At 70.4% G+C, this 18,555-nt stretch carries 16 protein-coding genes and 1 pseudogene; 10 read left to right on the forward strand and 7 right to left on the reverse strand.

The window, feature by feature from the left end:
- Window positions 1-97 precede the first annotated feature (97 nt).
- From ACZZ0J_RS15560 to ACZZ0J_RS15570, 3 genes are read left to right on the forward strand one after another with little or no spacing between them, the layout of a single operon-like run.
- Complete coding sequence (locus ACZZ0J_RS15560; protein WP_463437615.1) at window positions 98-1,072, forward strand: CPBP family glutamic-type intramembrane protease; 975 nt, start codon at window positions 98-100, stop codon at window positions 1,070-1,072.
- The gene (locus tag ACZZ0J_RS15565) at window positions 1,059-2,414 is read left to right on the forward strand and encodes a sensor histidine kinase (RefSeq protein WP_463437616.1); all 1,356 of its coding nucleotides are present in this window, start codon (window positions 1,059-1,061) and stop codon (window positions 2,412-2,414) included. The genes ACZZ0J_RS15560 and ACZZ0J_RS15565 overlap by 14 nt, the downstream gene beginning before the upstream one ends.
- Window positions 2,411-3,079 (forward strand): response regulator, encoded by a 669-nt coding sequence (locus ACZZ0J_RS15570; protein ID WP_463437617.1) that lies wholly within the window; start codon window positions 2,411-2,413, stop codon window positions 3,077-3,079. Before ACZZ0J_RS15565 ends, ACZZ0J_RS15570 begins: the two co-directional genes overlap by 4 nt.
- A gap of 9 nt (window positions 3,080-3,088) precedes the next feature.
- On the opposite strand, the gene ACZZ0J_RS15575 is transcribed toward ACZZ0J_RS15570, so the two are convergent.
- Window positions 3,089-4,315: an MFS transporter gene (locus ACZZ0J_RS15575; protein WP_463437618.1), complete on the reverse strand. Its 1,227-nt coding sequence runs from the start codon at window positions 4,313-4,315 to the stop codon at window positions 3,089-3,091.
- A gap of 54 nt (window positions 4,316-4,369) precedes the next feature.
- Here ACZZ0J_RS15575 and ACZZ0J_RS15580 point away from each other — a divergent pair, with 54 nt between their 5' ends.
- The 4 genes from ACZZ0J_RS15580 to ACZZ0J_RS15595 all read left to right on the forward strand — a co-directional run bounded on the left by ACZZ0J_RS15580 (window position 4,370) and on the right by ACZZ0J_RS15595 (window position 7,072).
- On the forward strand, window positions 4,370-5,158 hold the full coding sequence (locus tag ACZZ0J_RS15580; RefSeq protein ID WP_463437619.1) for an AraC family ligand binding domain-containing protein: 789 nt from the start codon (window positions 4,370-4,372) through the stop codon (window positions 5,156-5,158).
- 80 nt (window positions 5,159-5,238) lie between these two features.
- A complete protein-coding gene (locus ACZZ0J_RS15585) occupies window positions 5,239-5,862 on the forward strand; it encodes a TetR/AcrR family transcriptional regulator (protein WP_463437620.1) in 624 nt (207 codons plus the stop codon).
- Window positions 5,863-6,137: 275 nt separating this feature from the next.
- On the forward strand, window positions 6,138-6,599 hold the full coding sequence (locus ACZZ0J_RS15590) for a GNAT family N-acetyltransferase (RefSeq protein WP_463437621.1): 462 nt from the start codon (window positions 6,138-6,140) through the stop codon (window positions 6,597-6,599).
- A 74-nt stretch (window positions 6,600-6,673) separates the two neighbouring features.
- Window positions 6,674-7,072, forward strand: coding sequence for a hypothetical protein (locus ACZZ0J_RS15595; RefSeq protein ID WP_463437622.1), 399 nt, complete (start codon window positions 6,674-6,676; stop codon window positions 7,070-7,072).
- Window positions 7,073-7,077: 5 nt separating this feature from the next.
- Here ACZZ0J_RS15595 and ACZZ0J_RS15600 read toward each other — a convergent pair whose 3' ends face one another.
- Window positions 7,078-8,313 (reverse strand): PP2C family protein-serine/threonine phosphatase, encoded by a 1,236-nt coding sequence (locus ACZZ0J_RS15600; protein ID WP_463437623.1) that lies wholly within the window; start codon window positions 8,311-8,313, stop codon window positions 7,078-7,080.
- Between the two features lie 108 nt (window positions 8,314-8,421).
- Window positions 8,422-8,988 (reverse strand): lysostaphin resistance A-like protein, encoded by a 567-nt coding sequence (locus tag ACZZ0J_RS15605; RefSeq protein ID WP_463437624.1) that lies wholly within the window; start codon window positions 8,986-8,988, stop codon window positions 8,422-8,424.
- Window positions 8,989-9,300: 312 nt separating this feature from the next.
- Between ACZZ0J_RS15605 and ACZZ0J_RS15610 the strand changes: the two genes are divergently transcribed.
- The 3 genes and pseudogenes from ACZZ0J_RS15610 to ACZZ0J_RS15620 form a co-directional block, all read left to right on the forward strand.
- Entirely contained in the window at window positions 9,301-10,737 is a 1,437-nt protein-coding gene (locus tag ACZZ0J_RS15610) for a tyrosine-protein kinase domain-containing protein (protein ID WP_463437625.1), read from the forward strand.
- A 63-nt stretch (window positions 10,738-10,800) separates the two neighbouring features.
- Window positions 10,801-11,703, forward strand: a complete 903-nt coding sequence (locus tag ACZZ0J_RS15615; RefSeq protein WP_463437626.1) for a beta propeller repeat protein — start codon at window positions 10,801-10,803, stop codon at window positions 11,701-11,703.
- A pseudogene (locus ACZZ0J_RS15620) lies at window positions 11,697-13,174 on the forward strand (sugar transferase); the annotation flags it as partial. The gene ACZZ0J_RS15615 and the pseudogene ACZZ0J_RS15620, both read left to right, overlap by 7 nt.
- Before the next feature lie 1,443 nt (window positions 13,175-14,617).
- Here ACZZ0J_RS15620 and ACZZ0J_RS15625 read toward each other — a convergent pair.
- From ACZZ0J_RS15625 to ACZZ0J_RS15640, 4 genes are read right to left on the reverse strand one after another with little or no spacing between them, the layout of a single operon-like run.
- Window positions 14,618-15,592, reverse strand: a complete 975-nt coding sequence (locus tag ACZZ0J_RS15625) for an acyltransferase family protein (RefSeq protein ID WP_463437627.1) — start codon at window positions 15,590-15,592, stop codon at window positions 14,618-14,620.
- A gap of 15 nt (window positions 15,593-15,607) precedes the next feature.
- Complete coding sequence (locus tag ACZZ0J_RS15630; protein ID WP_463437628.1) at window positions 15,608-16,123, reverse strand: acyltransferase; 516 nt, start codon at window positions 16,121-16,123, stop codon at window positions 15,608-15,610.
- On the reverse strand, window positions 16,120-17,352 hold the full coding sequence (locus ACZZ0J_RS15635; protein ID WP_463437629.1) for a hypothetical protein: 1,233 nt from the start codon (window positions 17,350-17,352) through the stop codon (window positions 16,120-16,122). The genes ACZZ0J_RS15630 and ACZZ0J_RS15635 overlap by 4 nt, the downstream gene beginning before the upstream one ends.
- Window positions 17,353-17,354: 2 nt before the next feature.
- The gene (locus tag ACZZ0J_RS15640; RefSeq protein ID WP_463437630.1) at window positions 17,355-18,497 is read right to left on the reverse strand and encodes a glycosyltransferase; all 1,143 of its coding nucleotides are present in this window, start codon (window positions 18,495-18,497) and stop codon (window positions 17,355-17,357) included.
- Window positions 18,498-18,555: the final 58 nt, after the last annotated feature.

The raw sequence follows: 18,555 nt of genomic DNA on the forward strand, positions 1-18,555 counted from the left end.
CGCGCCACCGCCACCGCCTGCACCTTTCGATGCAACTCCGGCAGGTGCATCCCGAAGCCGGTCGTCCCGCGACGCCGCAGTTCCTAGCGTCGACAGCATGACGAACACCACCGAAGTCCGGCCCTCCGCCGGCACCACTCCGCAGGAGCGTGGGGGAGTCAGCGGCGTCGTCGCCCGGCACCCGCTCGCGTCCTTCTTCACCCTCGCGCTCGGCCTGAGCTGGCTGGCGTGGATCCCGTACATCCTGTCGCCGCACGGCCTGGGCGTGTGGGACCTGCACTTCCCCGAGGTCCTCGGCACGGCGCAGTTCACCGGCGTGCTGCCCGGGGCGCTGCTCGGTCCGTTGGGCGGCGCGTTCATCGTCACCGCGGTCGCCGACGGTCGTGCGGGGCTGCGTCGCTGGGTCGGTCGGCTGTTCCGTTGGCGGGTCGCCTGGTACTGGTACGCCCTGGCGCTCGTCGTCGTGCCGGCCATGATCGTCGCGTCCGCACTGCCCTTCGCCGGCGGTGACGTGCGCGCTCCCTCGGCGTTGGCGTTCGCCGCCCTGGTGCCGGGCCTGCTCATCCAGCTGTTCTCCACCGGCCTGAGCGAGGAGCCCGGCTGGCGCGACTTCGCCCTGCCCCGCCTGCAGCACCGTTTCGGCGGGCTCGGAGCCGCGGCGATCCTCGGTCCGATCTGGGCGCTCTGGCACATGCCGCTCTACCTCAGCGACTGGGGCGGGTGGCCGAACGCGCACTGGAGCGAGCCCGTCGTCTTCGCCCTGTTCACGATCACGTTCAACGTCGTGATGATCCAGGTGTTCAACAAGACCGGCGAGAGCCTGCCCCTCGCCCTGCTGTTGCACGTCGGCGTGAACAACACGATCTCGACGCTGTTCCCGGAGATGTACCCGAGCATGACCGCCGGCACGCTGATGATCGGCCTGACCATCACCTCGACCGTCGCCGCCGCGGTGCTCCTCGTCGTGACCCGCGGCCGCCTGGGCTACGACCCGGTTCGCCGCGCGCTGCCGATCGATGCCCCGGTCCCCGCCCGCACGCGCCTCGTAGGATCACACGATGGCCTCCGCTGACCCGCGCACCCGCACGCAGCGCGACGGCGCGCAGCGCACCCGCGACCGCCGCGTCGACGTGCTCGTCGCGCTCGGCACGGCCGTCGTGGCCCTCGGCCTGCTCGTCGGCCTGCCCCCGCTCGACGCGATCGACCCCGACGGATCGACCCTCGGCGCGACCGCCCCGGCACCGCTCAGCACCGCCTGGACCGTCCTGGCCGCCGGGTTGCTGGCACAGGCGGCGGTCCTGCTCGCCGCCCGTCGCGCACCCCGCACGGTGCTGCTCCTGGTCGCAGCGATGCCGGTGCTGGTCGCGGGCCTCGCTCCGCAGGCCTTCGCGCTGTTCGGCCTGACCGCCCTGCCGGTGGTCGTGGCCGTGGTCCTCGCGGCACTGCGGGTCCCGCTGGTGCGACTCTGGCCGGCGCTGCTCGGGGCCGCCGCACTGGTCGTGGTGGGGCAGTCGATCGGGTTCTACCAGGCCTCCGGTGCCGGTCGTGGTGACGTCGTCCAGGGCCTCACCGGGTCCGCCGGCCAGGGCGTCCTGCAGGCCGTCGGCGCCGTCGGGCTCCCGCTCCTGGTCACCCTGCTGGTGCGCTCCCGCCGCGAGGTCCGCGCCGCCCGCACCGCCGAGGCGAGCGCGGTCTTCCGTGAGCAGGACGCCCTGGTCGACGCCGCGGTGTCCCGCGAACGGGCCGCCATGGCCCGCGAGCTCCACGACATCGCCGCCCACCACCTGTCCGGCATCGCCCTGATGGCCGCCGTCATCGACCGGCAGATCGACAGCGACCCGGAGCGCGCGCACGAGGGTGCCCGTCAGGTGCGGGAGCAGAGCACCGCCGTCCTCGACGACCTGCGTCGACTGGTCGGGCTCCTCCGCGAGGACGTCCCCGCCGAACGCGCGGTCGAGACGGTCGCCGGCATCGTCGACCTGGTCGAGCGTGCCCGGTTCCGCAGTGACGTGCGCCTCGACGTGCTCGCTGGCGACCACGCGCGAGGAGCACAGTCGCTGGCCGACGGCGTCGGTCCGCTCGCGCAGCTCGCCGCCTACCGGACGGTGCAGGAGGCGCTGGCCAACGCCGCCCTGCACGCCCCGTCCGCCCCGTGCACGGTCACCGTCGACGACCGCGACCCGACCCGGGTGGTGATCCGGGTGGAGAACGCACCGACCGCCGCTCCGGCAGCGCCGACCTCACCGTCGGGCGGCAACGGCCTGCGGGGGATGCGCGAGCGGGCGGACCTGGTGGGGGCGAGCCTCCAGACCGGTCCCACCGCCACCGGCGGATGGCTGGTGGAGCTGGCGCTCGGACGGGAGGCACCTGCCGCAGTCGCGCAGGCCGCCGACGGTGACGAGGTGGTCGCGTGATCCGCGTGCTGGTGGCGGACGACCAGCCGCTGGTCCAGGCCGGGGTGTCCGCGCTCCTCGGCGCGGAGGCCGACATCGAGGTGGTCGGCGTGGCCGCCGACGGCGGCGAGGCGCTCGCGCTGGCGCGCTCGTTGCGGCCCGACGTCGCCTGCCTGGACATCCGGATGCCGGTGCTGAACGGCATCGAGCTCGCGCGGTTGTTCTGCGCTCCCGACGCCGACCCGGCGATCCCGGTGCTGATGCTCACGACGTTCGACCTGGACGACTACGTGTTCGGGGCGCTCGAGGCCGGTGCCTCCGGGTTCCTGCTCAAGGACGCCGAGCCGGACACCATCGTCGACGCCGTGCGGCAGGTCGCCGCGGGGAACGGGACGCTCGACCACGCCCTGACCCGGCGGGTGCTGCGTGAGTTCGTGTCGCGCCGGAGCCTGCAACCGGTGTCGGGGGACCGGGCCGACGGGGTGCTCACCGCCCGCGAACGCGAGGTCCTGCTGCTGCTCGCCCAGGGCATGTCGAACGAGGAGATCGCGGTCGCACTCGTGCTCGAGGTCTCGACCGTGAAGTCGCACCTGGCGCGGATGCTCCCGAAGCTCGGGGTCCGGTCGCGGTTGCAGGCCGTGGTGTGGGCGTACCAGAACCGGATCGTGGCGGTCCCCGAGCCGTAGACCGCTGCGCTACCGGCGGAGCACGTGACGGTCGCGGCTCGCGGCGGCTCCGGCCACGAACTGCAGCACGAGCAGGACGAGCAGCACCACGATCGGCACGGTCCAGCCCCCGGTCGCGGTGTGCAGCAGGCCGAGGCCGAGCGGCCCGAGCCCCGCCAGCAGGTACCCGATGCCCTGCGCCATCGTCGACACGTGGGCGGTGTGCCGGGCATCGGGCGAGCGCCACACGATGTAGCTCAGCGACAGGCTGATCGCGCCGCCCTGCCCGAGGCCGAGCAGCGTCATCCACACCCAGGCGCCCGCGGCCGGCGCGACGAGCAACCCGACGAACCCGGCGGCGCAGAGCACCACGACGACGAGCACCGGCAGCCAGGTCGGGCGCAGGCGTCGGGCGATCGCCGGCCCGGTGATGCCGGTCACGATCCCCGGCAGGCTCGAGTAGGCCAGCATCAGGCCGGCAGCGTGCGCCGAGACGCCGGCGTCCTGCAGCACGGTCGGCACCCACGTCAGGAACGCGTAGTACGACAGGCTCTGCAGCCCCATGAAGCCGGTCACCGCGATCGCCACGGGGTCGCGGAGCAGCCGCGCGAAAGTCGGTTCGTCGGCGGCACCCGCGCCGGTGGCACGGACCCGGGCGTCCGGGCGCTGCAGCGCTCGTGGCAGCCACACCACGAACGCGATCGCCGCCGGGATCGCCCAGAACGCCAGTGCCGGGCGCCACGACCCGGCGAACGCGGCCATCAGCGGGACGACGGCTGCCGAGGCGATTGCCGCACTGAGGAACAGCGCCGTCGAGTACAGGCCCATCAGCAGCCCGACCCGGTGCGCGAAGTCGCTCTTGATCGCGGCCGGCATGCAGACGTTCGCCACCGCGATCGCCGCTCCGGCCAGGACCGTGCCGCCGTAGAGGGCCCAGCCGTGCGGCTCGAGCCGGAGCGCGATGCCGATCGCCAGCACCGCCATCGTCAGGCCGAGCAGCCGGTGCAGGCCGATGCGCCGACTGAGCACCGGGGTCAGGAACGCGAACGCACCGAACGCGAACACCGGGATCGTCGTGAGCAGGCTCGCCGCCGACGGGGACAGCCCCAACGACCGCTCGATCGCCCCGAGCACGGGCCCGACCGAGGCCACGCCCATCCGCAGGTTGATCGCGATGAGCAGCAGGCCCGCGCCGACGTACCAGCCGGCGAGGAGCCGAGGTCTCGTGGTCGTGACGGGGATCGAGGCGGTGGTCATGGGTCGATCCCACCACTGCTCGGCACCGGCCTGGAACACGTAGACTGCCGCCCGATGTCGGAATCCAGCCAGGTGCAGGTCGACGCGCGGACCGTCGACCTGCGCACCGAGGCCGCCTTCGCCTTCGCGCACGCCGAGACCGTCCCGACGCACACGCACCCGCTCGGTCACCTCGTGCACGCCGCCTCCGGCGTGCTGTCGCTCATCACCGACGACGGCGCCTGGATCGCGCCGCCGAACCGCGTCGCGTGGGTGCCGGCCGGTGCCGAGCACCGGCACCGAGCCCACGGGGCGACCGACATGCGGGTCGTGTTCCTGTCGGCGGACGCCGCCACGGGCCTCCCGTCCGGTCCGGCGGTGCTCGCCGTGTCGGCGCTGGCCCGGGAGGCACTGCTCGCGTTGACGACGGACGCTCGCCGTTCCGAGACGGCGATCGAGCACCTGCGGGCGGTCGTCGTGGACGAGCTCGCGTCCGCGCCGGAGCAGCCGCTGCATCTGCCGCAGCCGCGGGATCCGCGGCTGCGGCAGGTGGTGCGCGCGGTCGAACGGGACCTGACCCGGCCACGCGGACTCGGTGAGCTCGCGCGTGAAGTCGGTGTGGGTGAGCGGACGCTCAGCCGCCTGTTCCGGCAGGAGACCGGGATGGGGTACCGGCAGTGGCGGTTACAGTTGCGGGTGCACCGGGCGCTCGTCCTGCTGGCCGGTGGAGCCTCGGTGACCGATGCCGCGGCCGCGTGCGGATGGGCGACGACGAGTCAGTTCATCGACCAGTTCACACCACTCGTGGGCATGACGCCCGGGGTGTACCGGCGACGTCAGCCGGTGGTGCGCGGCGGTCCGTGACCGGATCGCGGTGGTCCGATATGCGAACAGGACCCGTTCGGGGGCTTTGGCGGGACGCGTGTGCCTGGTGTGGTGAATGCATGCACATCGAAACGCCGGATCCGGCGTCGCTCCGCTCGACGGTCGTCGAGGGGATGATCCGCGCGCTCCGGGCCCGCCCGCTGCACGAGGTGACCCCGGCCGTCGTCGCGGCCGAGGCCGGTGAGTCGGTCGACGTCGTCGACCAGACGTTCCCGAGCTGGGACGGCCTGCTCCTGGCGACGATCGACCGCTGGAACGACCAGCGCACCACGCCGCTCATGCCGCTCGCCGAACAGTACGGCACCGTGCCGTTCCTGCGCGCCATCGTCACCGCCAACATCGCCGACCCGTCACTCATGCGGTTCCTCACGGCCAGCCTGAACATCGCCGCCTCGCCGGAACACCCGTTGGCGCCGATGCTGCACTCCCGCTGGCGGCGCTTCCACGCGTTCGTGCAGCACTCCCTCGAGCGGGACATCCTGCTCGGCCGGGAGCCGCGGACCATGGAGCCCGCACGCGGTTCCGAGCAGCTGCTCGCGACCTACGAGGGGCTGCAGCTGCAGTCGATGGTGCGGCCGGAGATGGACCTGCTGGAGTCCTTCGACCGTGCCGTGACCCGCCTGCGCGAGGGATGGTCGCGGACCTACGTCGCGCCCGTCTGGGACCTCGACCTGGTGAGCTGACTAGGACCTCGGGGGCTGACCCAGACCTCGTGGGCTGACCCAGACCTCGTGGGCTGACCCAGACCTCGTGGGATGACCCAGACCCACCACAGACCACGGACGCTAGGGCGTCCGAGGGCAGACGCCAGCCGTCTGCATGCGAGACCGCTCGATTCGGGTTCGAGCGGAAGCGCACCCACCGTGCCGCCGCTCGATTCGGGTTCGAGCGGCGGCACGTACACCGATCACCCACGTGGCACCGCGACGACGCCGTGCCGGCGAGGAACGGACAGCACATGCAGCACCTGACGATCTCGGTCGCAGCCGAGCCCTTCGACCTCGAGGACGCCGTCCGGCTGCGCGCCGCAGCGAGGATCGAGGTCGACCGGATCTCCGGGCGGTCGGCCGACACCGGACGGCCGCTCACCGGGGCGACCGCCGCCGTGCACGTCATCGCCCGCGACCCCTCGGGCCTGGCGCTCGGAACCGGTTCGCTCAGTGCCGCGGGGGACGGGGTCTTCGAGATCCGCCGGCTGTTCGTCCGACCAGACTCCCGCGGGCAGGGCGTCGGCGACCTGCTGGTGCTCGAGCTGCTCGCGCAGGCCGAGGAGCTGCAGGCACCCGCGGTCGTGGCGGAGATGGGCGTGCTGCAGCCGCACGCGGCCGCGCTGCTCGCCCGCAACGGGTTCGTGCGGATCCAGCCGTTCGGCCCCTACCGCGACGACCCCGAGTCGGTCTGCTTCTCGCGGGCGCTCTGACAGGGCGGCCGCCGGTCGGCTTCGCGCTTCGGGCGGGCGGCCGGTCGGCTGCAGGGCTCGGCTACGGTCGAGGCATGGGGAACGACGACGTGGCCGGGCAGCAGCGGCGGGACCGGAACCGGTGGTGGCTCTGGTGCGCCGGCGGGTTCGTGCTGTCGCTCGGGCTGCTGCTCGTGCTGGGGCAGTGGTTCCCGGTGAGTGCTGGGGTCCTCGGCGGTTGGTTGGTGCTCACGTTCTCGTCGCGGGCGATCCCGTCGGGTCGTCAGTCCTCGGCGAACTCGGCCAGCATGATCGCTGCGTTCGTGCTCACGGTCATCGGCCTGGGCCTCCTGATCGGCGTGGTCTGGCCGAGCCGGGGCGAGGCTGACCCACGCATCGAGGGGATCGTCCTCGGAGCAGTGCTCACCGCGGTCGGTCTGACGTGGATGATCGTCGTGGAGAAGCGGTTCTCAGGGCGCCGAGTCGAGGGCTGACCTCGTCACGTGCGCTCCTGGCGCGCCGGGTGGGCGGGCAGCGCGGAGGTGTCCGCCGGAACCGGTGCTCGTCGGATCGCGATCACCGTCACGTCGTCGTCGTGCGCGACTTCGTCCGCCCGCGTGGACAGTGCCGCCACCAGCGCCGTGGGTTCGGAGCCGCAGGCCCGTGCGAGGTCGGCCACGGCGTCGACGGTGTCCTCGCGGCCGCCGAACAGGTCGAGCACGCCGTCACTGAACGAGATGAGCAGGTCGCCGGTGTCGAGGAACCCCTCGGTCGTCGCCCACTCGTCGCGGAGCCCCATCCCGAGCGGGAGGTCGCTCGACCGGAGCCGATCGACGGCGCCGTCTGACCGGAGCACCAGGCTCAGGCCGTGGCCGGCGTCGGCCCACCGGAAGGTCCCGTCGGTCGAGATGCGCGCGTGGAACAGCGTGGTGAAGGTCACGTCGGTCGCGCTGCCCCCGGCGGCGAGCCCGTCGGCCGCCCGCAGCAGCGCTTCGGACGGGTCGTCGACGGTGCGGGCACTGCGGACGGTGGCCCGCACGGCTGCCGCGATCAGCCCGGCTCCGACTCCCTTGCCCATCACGTCGCCGAGGCTGACGGCGATCCCGGTGTTCGTCTCGTACCAGTCGAAGAAGTCACCACCGACCGACTTCGCTGGCAGGCAGGCGCCCGCCACCGCCACGTCAGCGCCCAGGTGGTCAGTCGACGTCGGCAGCAGCGAACGCTGGACGGCGGCGGCCCGATCGATCTCCGCTCGGACGCGTTCCTCGCCCAGTCGGGCAGCGCGCACGTTGCGCCGCGCTCGCCGCGAGAGCTCCTGCACGACCGCCGCGACCGTCCCGAACACGATCACGGTGACGCCGAGACGGACCAGCTCGCTCGCGCCGGGCACGTTCGTCGGCGTCAGGAAGTAGGGCGCCATGATCACGAGCGTCACGCCCAGCGCCGCGTACACGACGGTCAGTCGCCCACGGAGGGACCCGCACCAGACGACCGGCAGGACGGCGAGCGAGGTGAAGACGGAAGCACTTGCGCCCGTGCTCGTCCGGAACAGCGCGATCGCCACGAAGTCGAGCACCAGCAATGCCGGCACGAGCCCGACGGCGTGCGGGAGCGCCAGTGCCGCCGCAGCCACGACCGTCGCGAGACCGGTGACCGCGAGGCTCGTGACGAACAGGTCGACGTCCGTCACCTGGAGCGACGGCACCGTGATGCTCAGGACGGCTCCGAGCGCCAACAGCGCACTCAGCGGAGCCTGCCGCGCGAGGGGCTCTCGAGGATGCTGGTTGGGCGAGACATTCGAGAAGGACGTTACCGGTCGGGGCGGCTCGTCGTGCGGTCGGTGTCAGCGGGGCCAGGTGAGCACGACGGCCACGGTGTTGAACAGGACGTGCGCCAGGATCGCCCCGCCGATGCGCCCGGTCATGGCGACGAGCGTCCCCGTCAGCAGACCGAGCACGAACGTCGTCACGAAGACCTCGAACCCCGCGACCGACGACGTGGTCGTGCTGATCGCCAGGTGCATCAGCGCGAACGCGAACGCGGTGACCAGCACTGCCAAGAACCGCGTGCGCGGCGTCAGCTCGGCCGACAGCCGACGCTGCATGACTCCGCGGAACACGATCTCCTCGAGCACCGGACTGACCAGGCACACCCCGATCGCCGAGACCACGAGCAGCAGCACGTCCGGCGTGCCGAGGGTCGGCTGCGGCGTCAGCCCGGTCGCGCCGAAGAACGCGACGGACAGCACGGCGTCGAGCCCGCGGCACACGACGACGATGCCGATCGCCGCGACGACGTCGGCCCACCCGAGCCCGAGCCGACGCACGAGGACGGCCGGAGCCGACTTCCGGAGCACCCATCCGACACCAAGCACGAGCGGCACCCACACCGCCAGGTCGGCGGCGAGCACCTGCGTGATCGGCGCGGGCAGACCCCAGTCCGGGCGACGCCGCCGACGATGCGGGACAGCAGCACAGCGACGAGGAGCGCGATCACGATGACCTGCAGGTCCCGCACCGCCGAGGAGGGGCGGTCGGCGGTCGGCGCGTCCGGTTCGGGCTGCATGTCGCCACCGTACGGGACGCAGAACGAGACTCGACGTCGTACGACCCCGAGCGCGTCTCATCGATGTGGCAGTATTTCCCTGCCGAACGCTGGGACAATCCTGGCCGACCTGTGACGGGACTTGCAGGACGCGGCGACATTCGGGGAAGGGTGCCGCGTGGAGCTACGCGACTACATCGCGGTCTTGCGCAAGGGGTGGGTCTTCATCCTGGTGCTGGCACTGGTCGGCGTCGCCGCGGCGGCGGGCTTCTCGCTGCTCAAGCAGCCGATCTACTCCGCCTCGGCACAGGTCTTCGTCTCGACGCAGACCAGCGGTAGTGCGAGTGACCTGGCGCAGGGCAACACCTTCACGCAGCAGCGCGTGCTGACCTACTCGAACCTCGTCGAGACGCCGATCGTGCTCCTGCCGGTGATCTCCAGCCTGAAGCTCGACATGACGTCCGACCAGCTCGCTGAGCTCGTCACCTCGGACGCGCCGCTCAACACGACGCTGATCTCGATCACCGTGAACGACACGAGCGCCAAGCAGGCCGCCGACATCGCCAACGCGACGTCCGAGAGCCTGACGAACGTCGTGCAGAACATCGAGGCCACCGACGCCGACGGCACCAGCACGGTGAAGCTCACCCGCGTCAAGGAAGCCCAGGTGCCGAACGCACCGGTCAGCCCGAACGTGCCGGTCAACGTCGTGCTGGGCCTGCTCGTCGGTCTCGCGCTCGGCGTCGGTGTCGCGGTCCTGCGCTCGACGCTCGACAACCGCGTCCGTACCGAGTCGGACGTCGAGAAGATCAGCGAGAAGCCGGTCGTCGGTGGGATCGCCTACGACAGCAAGGCGTCGGAGCGCCCCCTCATCGTGCAGGTCGACCCGCGCAGCCCGCGGGCCGAGTCGTTCCGCACGCTCCGCACCAACCTGCAGTTCCTCGACCTCGGCACCGGTTCGCGCACCTTCGTGATGACGTCGTCGGTCGAGTCCGAGGGCAAGAGCACCACCGTCGCGAACCTCGCCATCGCACTCGACAGCGCCGGGTTCCGCGTGATCCTGATCGACGCCGACCTGCGCCGCCCGAAGATCGCGACGTACATGGACCTCGAGGGCGGTGCCGGGCTCACCGACGTGCTCATCGGACGCGCCACGATCGAGGACGTCGCCGTGCCGTGGGGCCGCGGCAACCTCGTCGTGCTCCCCGCCGGACCGATCCCGCCGAACCCGTCCGAGCTGCTCGGTTCCCGCGCGATGCAGGACCTGATCGCCGGCCTGGAGCAGCAGTTCGACTACGTGCTGTTCGACGCCCCGCCCCTGCTGCCCGTCACGGATGCCGCGATCCTGTCGAAGAAGGCCTCCGGCGCGATCGTCGCCGTGGCCTCTGGCCGCACCCACAAGGGCCAGCTCGCCGGTGCTGTCAGTGCGCTCGAGAACGTCGGTGCCCCGATCGCCGGCTTCGTCATGACCATGATGCCGACCAAGGGACCGGGTGCGTACGGCTACGGCCGCTACGGCTACGCGTACGGCTACGGCCTGCAGGACGAGGACACCCCCATGCCGAAGCCCCCGAAGCGCGGCCGCGTCGCAGCTACTCGCGGAGCCGCTCGATGACGGCGGTCCGCACGTGAGTCCGCGCCGAGGGTCCGCACCCTCGGCAGCGTCTTCTCGCGCCGCATGCTCGTCTGGGTCGCCGTCATCGTCGTCGCCCTGGTGGTCATCGACGTGGTGCTCGTGGCGCTCGCGCTGGCGCGGACGGCGCCTTCGTCGAACGGGTCCCCGGGTCCGGTGCCGACCTTCTCGAGTTCACCCCGGTCGCCGGGCACCCGCACGGCCGAGCCGTCCGGCACCGCCACGGCGGATCCCGCAGGGATGGTCGCGCCCGGCCGTCGTCTGCTGTCCGCAGTGGACGGTCAGGAGGCATGGCGCGCCTCCAGTGGGGTCTGTGACGGAACCGACGGGGTGCTGGAACACACCGTGGACGGCGGAACGACGTGGACTCCGGTCGGTCTCGGGGCCGGAGCAGGCGCCGTGCTGGCGCTCCGCGCCGGCACGGACAGCATCTCGGTGGTCATCGGCACGGGCGACGACTGCGAACGGACGGTCCGGACGTCCGTCGACGACGGGCGGTCGTGGAAGGACGGAGCCGCTGGCGCAGCCGGGGCCGGTGTCGGACCCGACGGGCTGATCCTGTCGACCGGAACCGTCGACTCCCCGTGTACCGACCCCATCGAGGCGTACGAGGGTGAATTCACCACTGCCGTCGTCTGCACCGACGAGGTGCAGTGGCGTTCGGGCGACGGCGACTGGGTCGCTGTGCCGCTCGCGGGTGTCCGGTCCCTGGCGGACGACGGTGACTCGTACCTCGTCGCGAGTGTCAGTGCGGCCGCGTGTGCTGGTGCGGAGATCCGGTCCCTGCCCGCGGTCGGTGTGATGTCAGCGACGAAGTCCACGGTCGTCGGGTGCGCGGCGGAGGCTGACCCGGACGGGGCGCTCGCCGTCGCGCGGGCTGGGAACGCCGTGTGGCTGTGGTCCGGGAGCGATGCGCTGGTCTCAAAGGACGAAGGCGTCACATGGTGACGGGAGTGTCCTCGGATGCCGAGTCGCGGCCAAGAGCCGTCGAGGAGGCTCCCCGTGCTGGGGACTGGAGCAGGTCGTACAGCCGCCGGGTGCTCTTCACCGACCTGCTCGTGCTCGTCTGGGTCGTGTTCGGAGTCCAGATCGCGTGGCTCGGCCTCGACTCCAACCTCGCGACGAACACCAACGACCTGCGTCTGAACTACACGGCCATCTCGGTCGGCGTCATCCTCTTGTGGCTGGGAGCGCTCGCCATCTACGACACCCGGAGTGCACGCGTACTCGGGGTCGGGAGCAGCGAGTACCGGCTCGTCGCGGATTCGAGCGTCCGGGTGTTCGGACTGTTGGCGATCGCCGCCTTCATCTTCCACATCGAACTGGCGCGGGGGTACGTCCTGATCGCCTTCCCGATCGGCATCCTCGTCCTCATGCTCTCGCGGTGGATGTGGCGGCAGTGGCTCATCGCACAGCGCAGGTCTGGCAGGTACTCAGCGCAGGTACTGCTGGTCGGATCGACGTCGAGCGTGTTGGACGTCGCCGCGCAGCTCGCTCGGACCCCGAAGCCGGGTACCGCGTACTCGGCGCAACCGTCTCGAACGGACACGCGGGGATGATCCCAGGCTCGGAGATCCGGAGCTACGGGGGGTTCGACCACGTCCAGGAAGCCCTCGCGAAGAGTGGCGCTGACACCGTCGTCATCACGAGTGCCGACGATCTGCCGCCGGAACGTGTCCGCGAGCTCAGCTGGACGCTCGAGCCCGGACGGCAGCACTTGGTCGTCGCTCCCAGTCTCACCGACATCGGCGGTCCGCGGATCCACACACGGCCTGTTCAAGGTCTTCCGCTCATCCACGTCGAGACGCCCACCTACTCAGGGCGGAAGCTCTACACGAAACGCGCCTTCGACGTGGTTGGTTCCGCGCTGCTGATCGGTGCGCTGTCACCGCTGCTCATCGTGCTCGCGTTCATCGTCAAGGTCACTTCTCACGGCCCGGTCCTGTTCCGGCAGGAGCGCGTGGGACTCGATGGCGCGTCGTTCACGATGCTCAAGTTCCGCTCGATGGTCGAGGACGCCGAGGACCAACTCCAAGAGCTCGGTGCACTCGACCGTGCGGAGGGGAACGCCGTCCTATTCAAGATGAAGGACGACCCCCGCATCACTCGCGTCGGTGCGGTCATGCGACGCTTCAGCCTGGACGAGCTGCCCCAACTGTTCAACGTCGTGGGTGGAGGGATGTCACTCGTGGGGCCGCGCCCACCGCTGCAACGTGAAGTCGAGCGGTACGACAGCCATGTCCACCGGCGATTCTTGGTGAAGCCGGGCATGACCGGTCTCTGGCAGGTCAGCGGACGTTCGGATCTGTCGTGGGAGGACTCGGTCCGACTGGACCTCTACTACGTCGAGAACTGGTCGATCATCGGCGACGTCGTGCTCCTGTGGCGCACGGCGCGCGCCGTGTTGGTGTCGAGGGGGCGTACTGAGATGGCCATGACTGCTCCCCGCCGAACATCGCTCTCCCGGACCGGACCGGAGCCGAGTGGGGCCGTCAGCGCGGTGGCGGCGATCGCCGCCTTCGTCCTCGTGTTCAAGGTGCCAGGGACGACGCTTTTCCCGGTCATCACGCTTCTCTTGGGGCTGGTCCTCGCACCGATCGTCGTTCGCAGGTTGACCACGTTCCAGACCGGACGGGTGTTGGTGCCGGTGGCATTGGCGGCGCTCGTCAACGGTGTCGTGCTCCGGCTCACCGTCGAACCGACCGTCGGGACGAGTGGGTCGCTCACCACCGCGGTCACGCTGTCGGCCTGGCTGCTGACCGTCCCCATCGGCATAGGGCTCGCATGGTGGGCGAAAGACCACCTGAGCCCGATCGGCTTCGTCCGCCTGGTGGTCTTCGGTGGCCTGCTGAGTGCGTTGCTCATCGAGCAGCCCTTCTCCTGGAAGGGGAACACCGGCGTGTACATCACCTTGATGGCGCTCGCCGTGGCGCCTGTTCATCGCGCTTGGCTGGTTCGAGGCGTGCTGGCTGTCTCGGCGCTGCTCAGCAGTGTCTCCGACGCACGGTTCATGTCCTTGATCGCGATCGTCGTCCTGATCTCGACTTTCGTTGGCGGACGCGCTCGAGCACACATCGCACGGCATCCGCTCCCCTGGGTCGTGATCATCGTCGCCAGCCTCATCGCGATGGCACAGGGCGCGCTCTTCGCCATGAGAAATGGACTGTTGGGCTCTGCCATCGCTGCGCGTACCGTCACGCAGACCGCGGGAGGACGATCCATCGTCGAGGGATCCAGAACCGAGTGGGCTGCGACGCTCCACCTGTTCGAGGTTCATCCGTGGGGGTTCGGACTTGGCGAGATCACGAACGGTGGACTCGCACGCGAGGCAATCGCGCACGTGCAGGCGGTCGGTGGCGACTACACAGCTCAGTACTTCATCGTCGACGTCTTCGGTCAGCGTGTCGATCTGCACTCGATCGTCGCCGACCTCTGGTACCACTTCGGTGCCGGTGGGGTGCTGTTCGGAGCGGTGGTTCTGGCGCTCCTCGTGGGATCGCTGCCGAAGGCGTTGGGCCTGTCGACCGGCACGTCCGCGCTCGTCCTCTTCGCCGTGTTCACCGGCGTGTGGGATCTCTTCTTCAGTCCGATGCCAGAGTCGGATCGACTCATGCTCGCGCTGATCCTCGGTGCCCTGAGCGTCACCGGGTACTTCAATCGCCAGGACCTCACTCCCGGACGTCTCGGAACGGGCTCAGAACCTGATCTTGCGGGCGCGGTGCGCTGAGTCAGCCGCGACGGCCCGAGCCGCCCAGCGTCTGGAGGCGCTTCGCGACCCGGTGCGACGGACCCTCGACCAGGCGGTAGAACGCCACTGCAATCACGACGGAGAGCGGGATCGAGATGACCGGACCGAGCCCGCTCAGGCCGGGGGGAGCAGGACACCCACAGAGACAACCACGGGTTCGTGGACCAAGTACAGGCTGAAAGAAATCCGGCCGAGCCATTGGCAGGGCGAGCTCTCGAGCAGCCGCCGCGCACTCGGCCATCGGACAGCGCCGACGACGATGGCGAGCGCACCGAGCAAGAGGAGGGGTTGTACAGCGGGCTCAGCAACATCGTCGAACGGGGCGAGCCACCATCGTGCCGTCACCGCGATCAGGCCGATGATGAAGGTCGCGCCGGCGACACGTGATGTCAGCTGGAGACGGCCCTGTCCGAACGCGGCTGCGCAGAAGCATCCGATCAGGAAGACGGGCAGATAGGTGAGTGCCGCGCTGTCGAGGGCAACGCCCACGCTCGAAATGACGACCAGCGCGACGGTCGCGGTGAGCCAGTAGCGCTGCGCGTGGAGCACTGCGATGACGGCCAGCGGCAGCAGGAGGGAGAAGACGACCTCCCAGCGCAGCGACCAGAGGGGACTGTCCAGGAAGTCTGGAGAAAGCAGGGTTGCGTTCCGGGCGATGGAGAACGGGGTGAGCGGGATCTCGTGCTGCGCCATCCATTCGCTCCGACCTCCGAGGCCGACGCGTGGGATCACCAATGCCAGGAGGGCCGCGAAGAGCACGGCGGCGACAACCGGCAAGTAGAGCCGGACGAGGCGGCTCGGGTAATACCGTGCCCACGAGATCGCTCGAGGCCCTGTCTGTTGACGAGCGAGGACGAAGCCGCTCAGCACGAAGAACACGAGTACTGCCTCGCCCCCGGCCCAGAGGAGATGGAGCGGGGAGTAGACGAACCACGTGAGGGCCGTAGGGACCGTGCCGTGGTAGTAGCCCGCGCTCAGCGCCGGGATGACAAGTAGTGAATGATGAACGAGAACGATCGCAGCTGCGACACCGCGGAGCCCGTCGAGCGAAGTGAGCCGCTGGACCGGAACGGGCGCCGCCCGGCTCATGGACCTGACCACGGTTCAGTGACCTTCCACGACACGCGCTGGCACGCCAGCAACGGTCTGTAATGGCGCTACAGAGCGTGTGACGACGGCTCCCGCCGCAACGACGGCACCGCGGCCCACGGTGACTCCCGGGAGGATCGTCGCCCTGGCGCCGATCCACGCACCATCCTCGATCACGATGGGCTCGGCGGTCTCGCGGCCAGCGCGCTGGTCGGGGGTTCCGATCTCGTGCGAGCCGGTCACGAAGAGGCACTGCATTCCGATGCGGACTTTCCGGCCGATCGTGATCGGCGCCGAGCCGTCGAAGAAGCAGTCGTAGTTGATGAAGGTGCCTGCGCCGATCGACACATTCCGCGCGCCGAAGAAGCACCGCGCCTGTACGTAGGAGCGGTGCACGTCGAGACCGACGACGCGGAGCAGCCGCCAGCGAGCACGGGGGACCACCGCGGCACTGGCGATAACCGTGTTGAGCACGAGGTCTCGCGCTGCTCGGCGCAGTTCACGGCGAAGGCTGGTCACGAGGCCGATCATGCGTGGATCCGTTCTGCATCGGGGGTCGACCTGTTCCAGAGCCGAACGGCGACCGCCGCTGCGATCGCCTTGAGGACTGCCATGCCGACGAGGGCGATCACGAGTCCGTCGAGACCGAGCGTGAGGGTGAGGGCGAGCTGCGTCGCCAGGTCGATGCTGACGACGATCAAGCGGATCCTGTGCGGGACACTCGGTCGAGCGCCGAACCGGACGACGAGGAGCGCGGTGTCCAGCACGAGGTTACCGGCCAGGGCCGCACCGACAGGCACGAGGAACGCGGCGGTGTGGCTGTAGTTCGCGCCCGCCACGCCGGACGCAGCCACTGCCCAGCCGATGAGGCCCGAAACGACGACGCCCGCGAGGCCCGCGGCGACCCATCGCGTCGCTGCTCGTGAGCGAGCCGTCCCTGCGTTCTGGCCGAGGTCGCTCATGTGCACCAAGAGCAGCGGCGTCAGGGCCTGGATGAGGCTGAAGACCGGGGCGAAGACGACCGAGTACGCAAGTCGGATCCCGGTGGTCGCGGAGGGGACCGCGACGAGGTAGATGATCAGGATGCCGAGTTGGGATCCGAGCGCCGAGTAGAGCGCCTCGGCGGAGATGCGCGATGCAGTGCCGAGAAGCCCCGGAATCGGGGACGAGTGCGGGCGCGCGCGGAGGACAGCGAGCCACGATGCTCCGCACGCGACGGTGAGGCCGGTCATCCACAGGACGAGAACGGGAACATCGGTGCCGAGGAGGAGCAAGACCACCGCGACGATGGCGAAGGCGGCGTAGGGCAGGGCGCCCACGATCGCCGCGCGGAACCGGCGCTGCAGTGTGAGCAGGTAGTGCGGGCCGTCAGCGAGGACGATCAGCCCTGCGAGCACTGTCGGCGCCAGGGAAGCGGGGGTCGAACCGCTCGCGATCCAGATCGCGCTCGCCGCGGTGGCGATCAGCGCGAAGGTCACCGACGTGAGCGCAACCGCCCGACCGGACATCACCTGGTCGACGGGCAGGCCAGCGCGCGAGCCTGCCACGATCCGACCGTCCATCGCGAACGACCGAGCGCAGGCTGCAGCGATCACGCCGATCGCCGTCACGACGGTGAGCGCGGCGAAACTCCGTGTGCCGAGGGACGCGCTCGCGGTGATCGTGAAGAGGAAGAAAGCAGCCGACCACGAACCCTGATCGATGAGCCGGAGGACGACGGGGTGCTGCGGGAGCGCCCGGATCCGTGCGAGCGCCGTCATCGTCAGGACGTCCGATCGAGGGCTTCACGAAGGAGGCCCCGTTCGGCTTCGAGCAGCCGGTCCGTCGTCCAGACGGTGCTCGGACGGCGGGGAAGGGACGCAGCACGCAGGACTGCACCGGCGATCGTCCCGATCGAACGGGGTGCCGACCGGGGGACGGTCACGCCCGAGGCGTCGGCGTAGTCGAGGACGGCCGCGGCGCCGGTCCCGGCGAAGGCCACGACGGGCAAGCCGACCGAGGTGGCTTCGCCGACGACGCCGGAGCCGCCCTCACGCGCGGACAGGTGCACGAGCACATCCGCTGCGTGCATTTCACGGACGACGTCGTCGCGAGGGATCTGGCCGAGGAACTCGACACGGGACTCGACTCCGAGGCGACGAGCGAGGTCCAGAAGACCGTTCGTCTGGCCGGGAGCCGGCTTGCCGGCGATTCGGAGGCTGGCCATCGAGAGCTCCGGCGTCGCCAGGGCCGCGATGCTCAGCTCGATGCGCTTGAGCGGCACCAGGTTCCCCACTGACAGGATTCGGATGCCGTCGCGATGGCCTTCGCCACGGGCAGCGGTGTCCGGCTCGGTGGTGAGCGGGCGGGTGTTGGGGAACACGCGCGCTGCTGCTCCCACCGACCGCAGCCGGTCGGCCAGAGCCGACGACGTGACGAGCGTGAGTCCGACGCGACGGCCGGTCCGACTGGCGGCGATCGCGCTCAGGAAGTCGCGCAGCCGCTGCACGAGGTACCGGCTGCGCCAGTCCGTCGGCCGTGGTTCGTACAGGTAGGCGTCGGCGCGACCCGTCGAGCCGACGGGACCCCAGACGGTGTGGGCTCGTCGGCGGAGCCAGGTGATCGGGGCCGGGAGGAGCTCGCTGGCAAACGTGACGTGCCGCGCGAGGACGATCCGATCGAGGTCCACGACCCCGCGAACGGCGGTGGGAGTCCGCCATCCCCACACAATGTGTTCGATACGCGTCAGCCGATGGTGGCGGAGGGGCCGGGACCACAGCGGCTCCGGAGGGCTGATCAGCTGCAGTCGTGCGATGTCGACGCCATCGGCGCGCAACCGATCGGCGGTCGCGATCCGGGAGCGCTCGTTCATCACCGCGACGACGTCCAGATCTCGCTCCTCGGCAATCTGGAGCCAGGTCGTCAAGTACTCCCACCCGATCGTCGGTTCGCTGGGGAGTCGCGGATCGCAAGCGAATGCGGTC

The sequence above is a fragment of the Curtobacterium sp. AC272 genome, assembly GCF_979258155.1.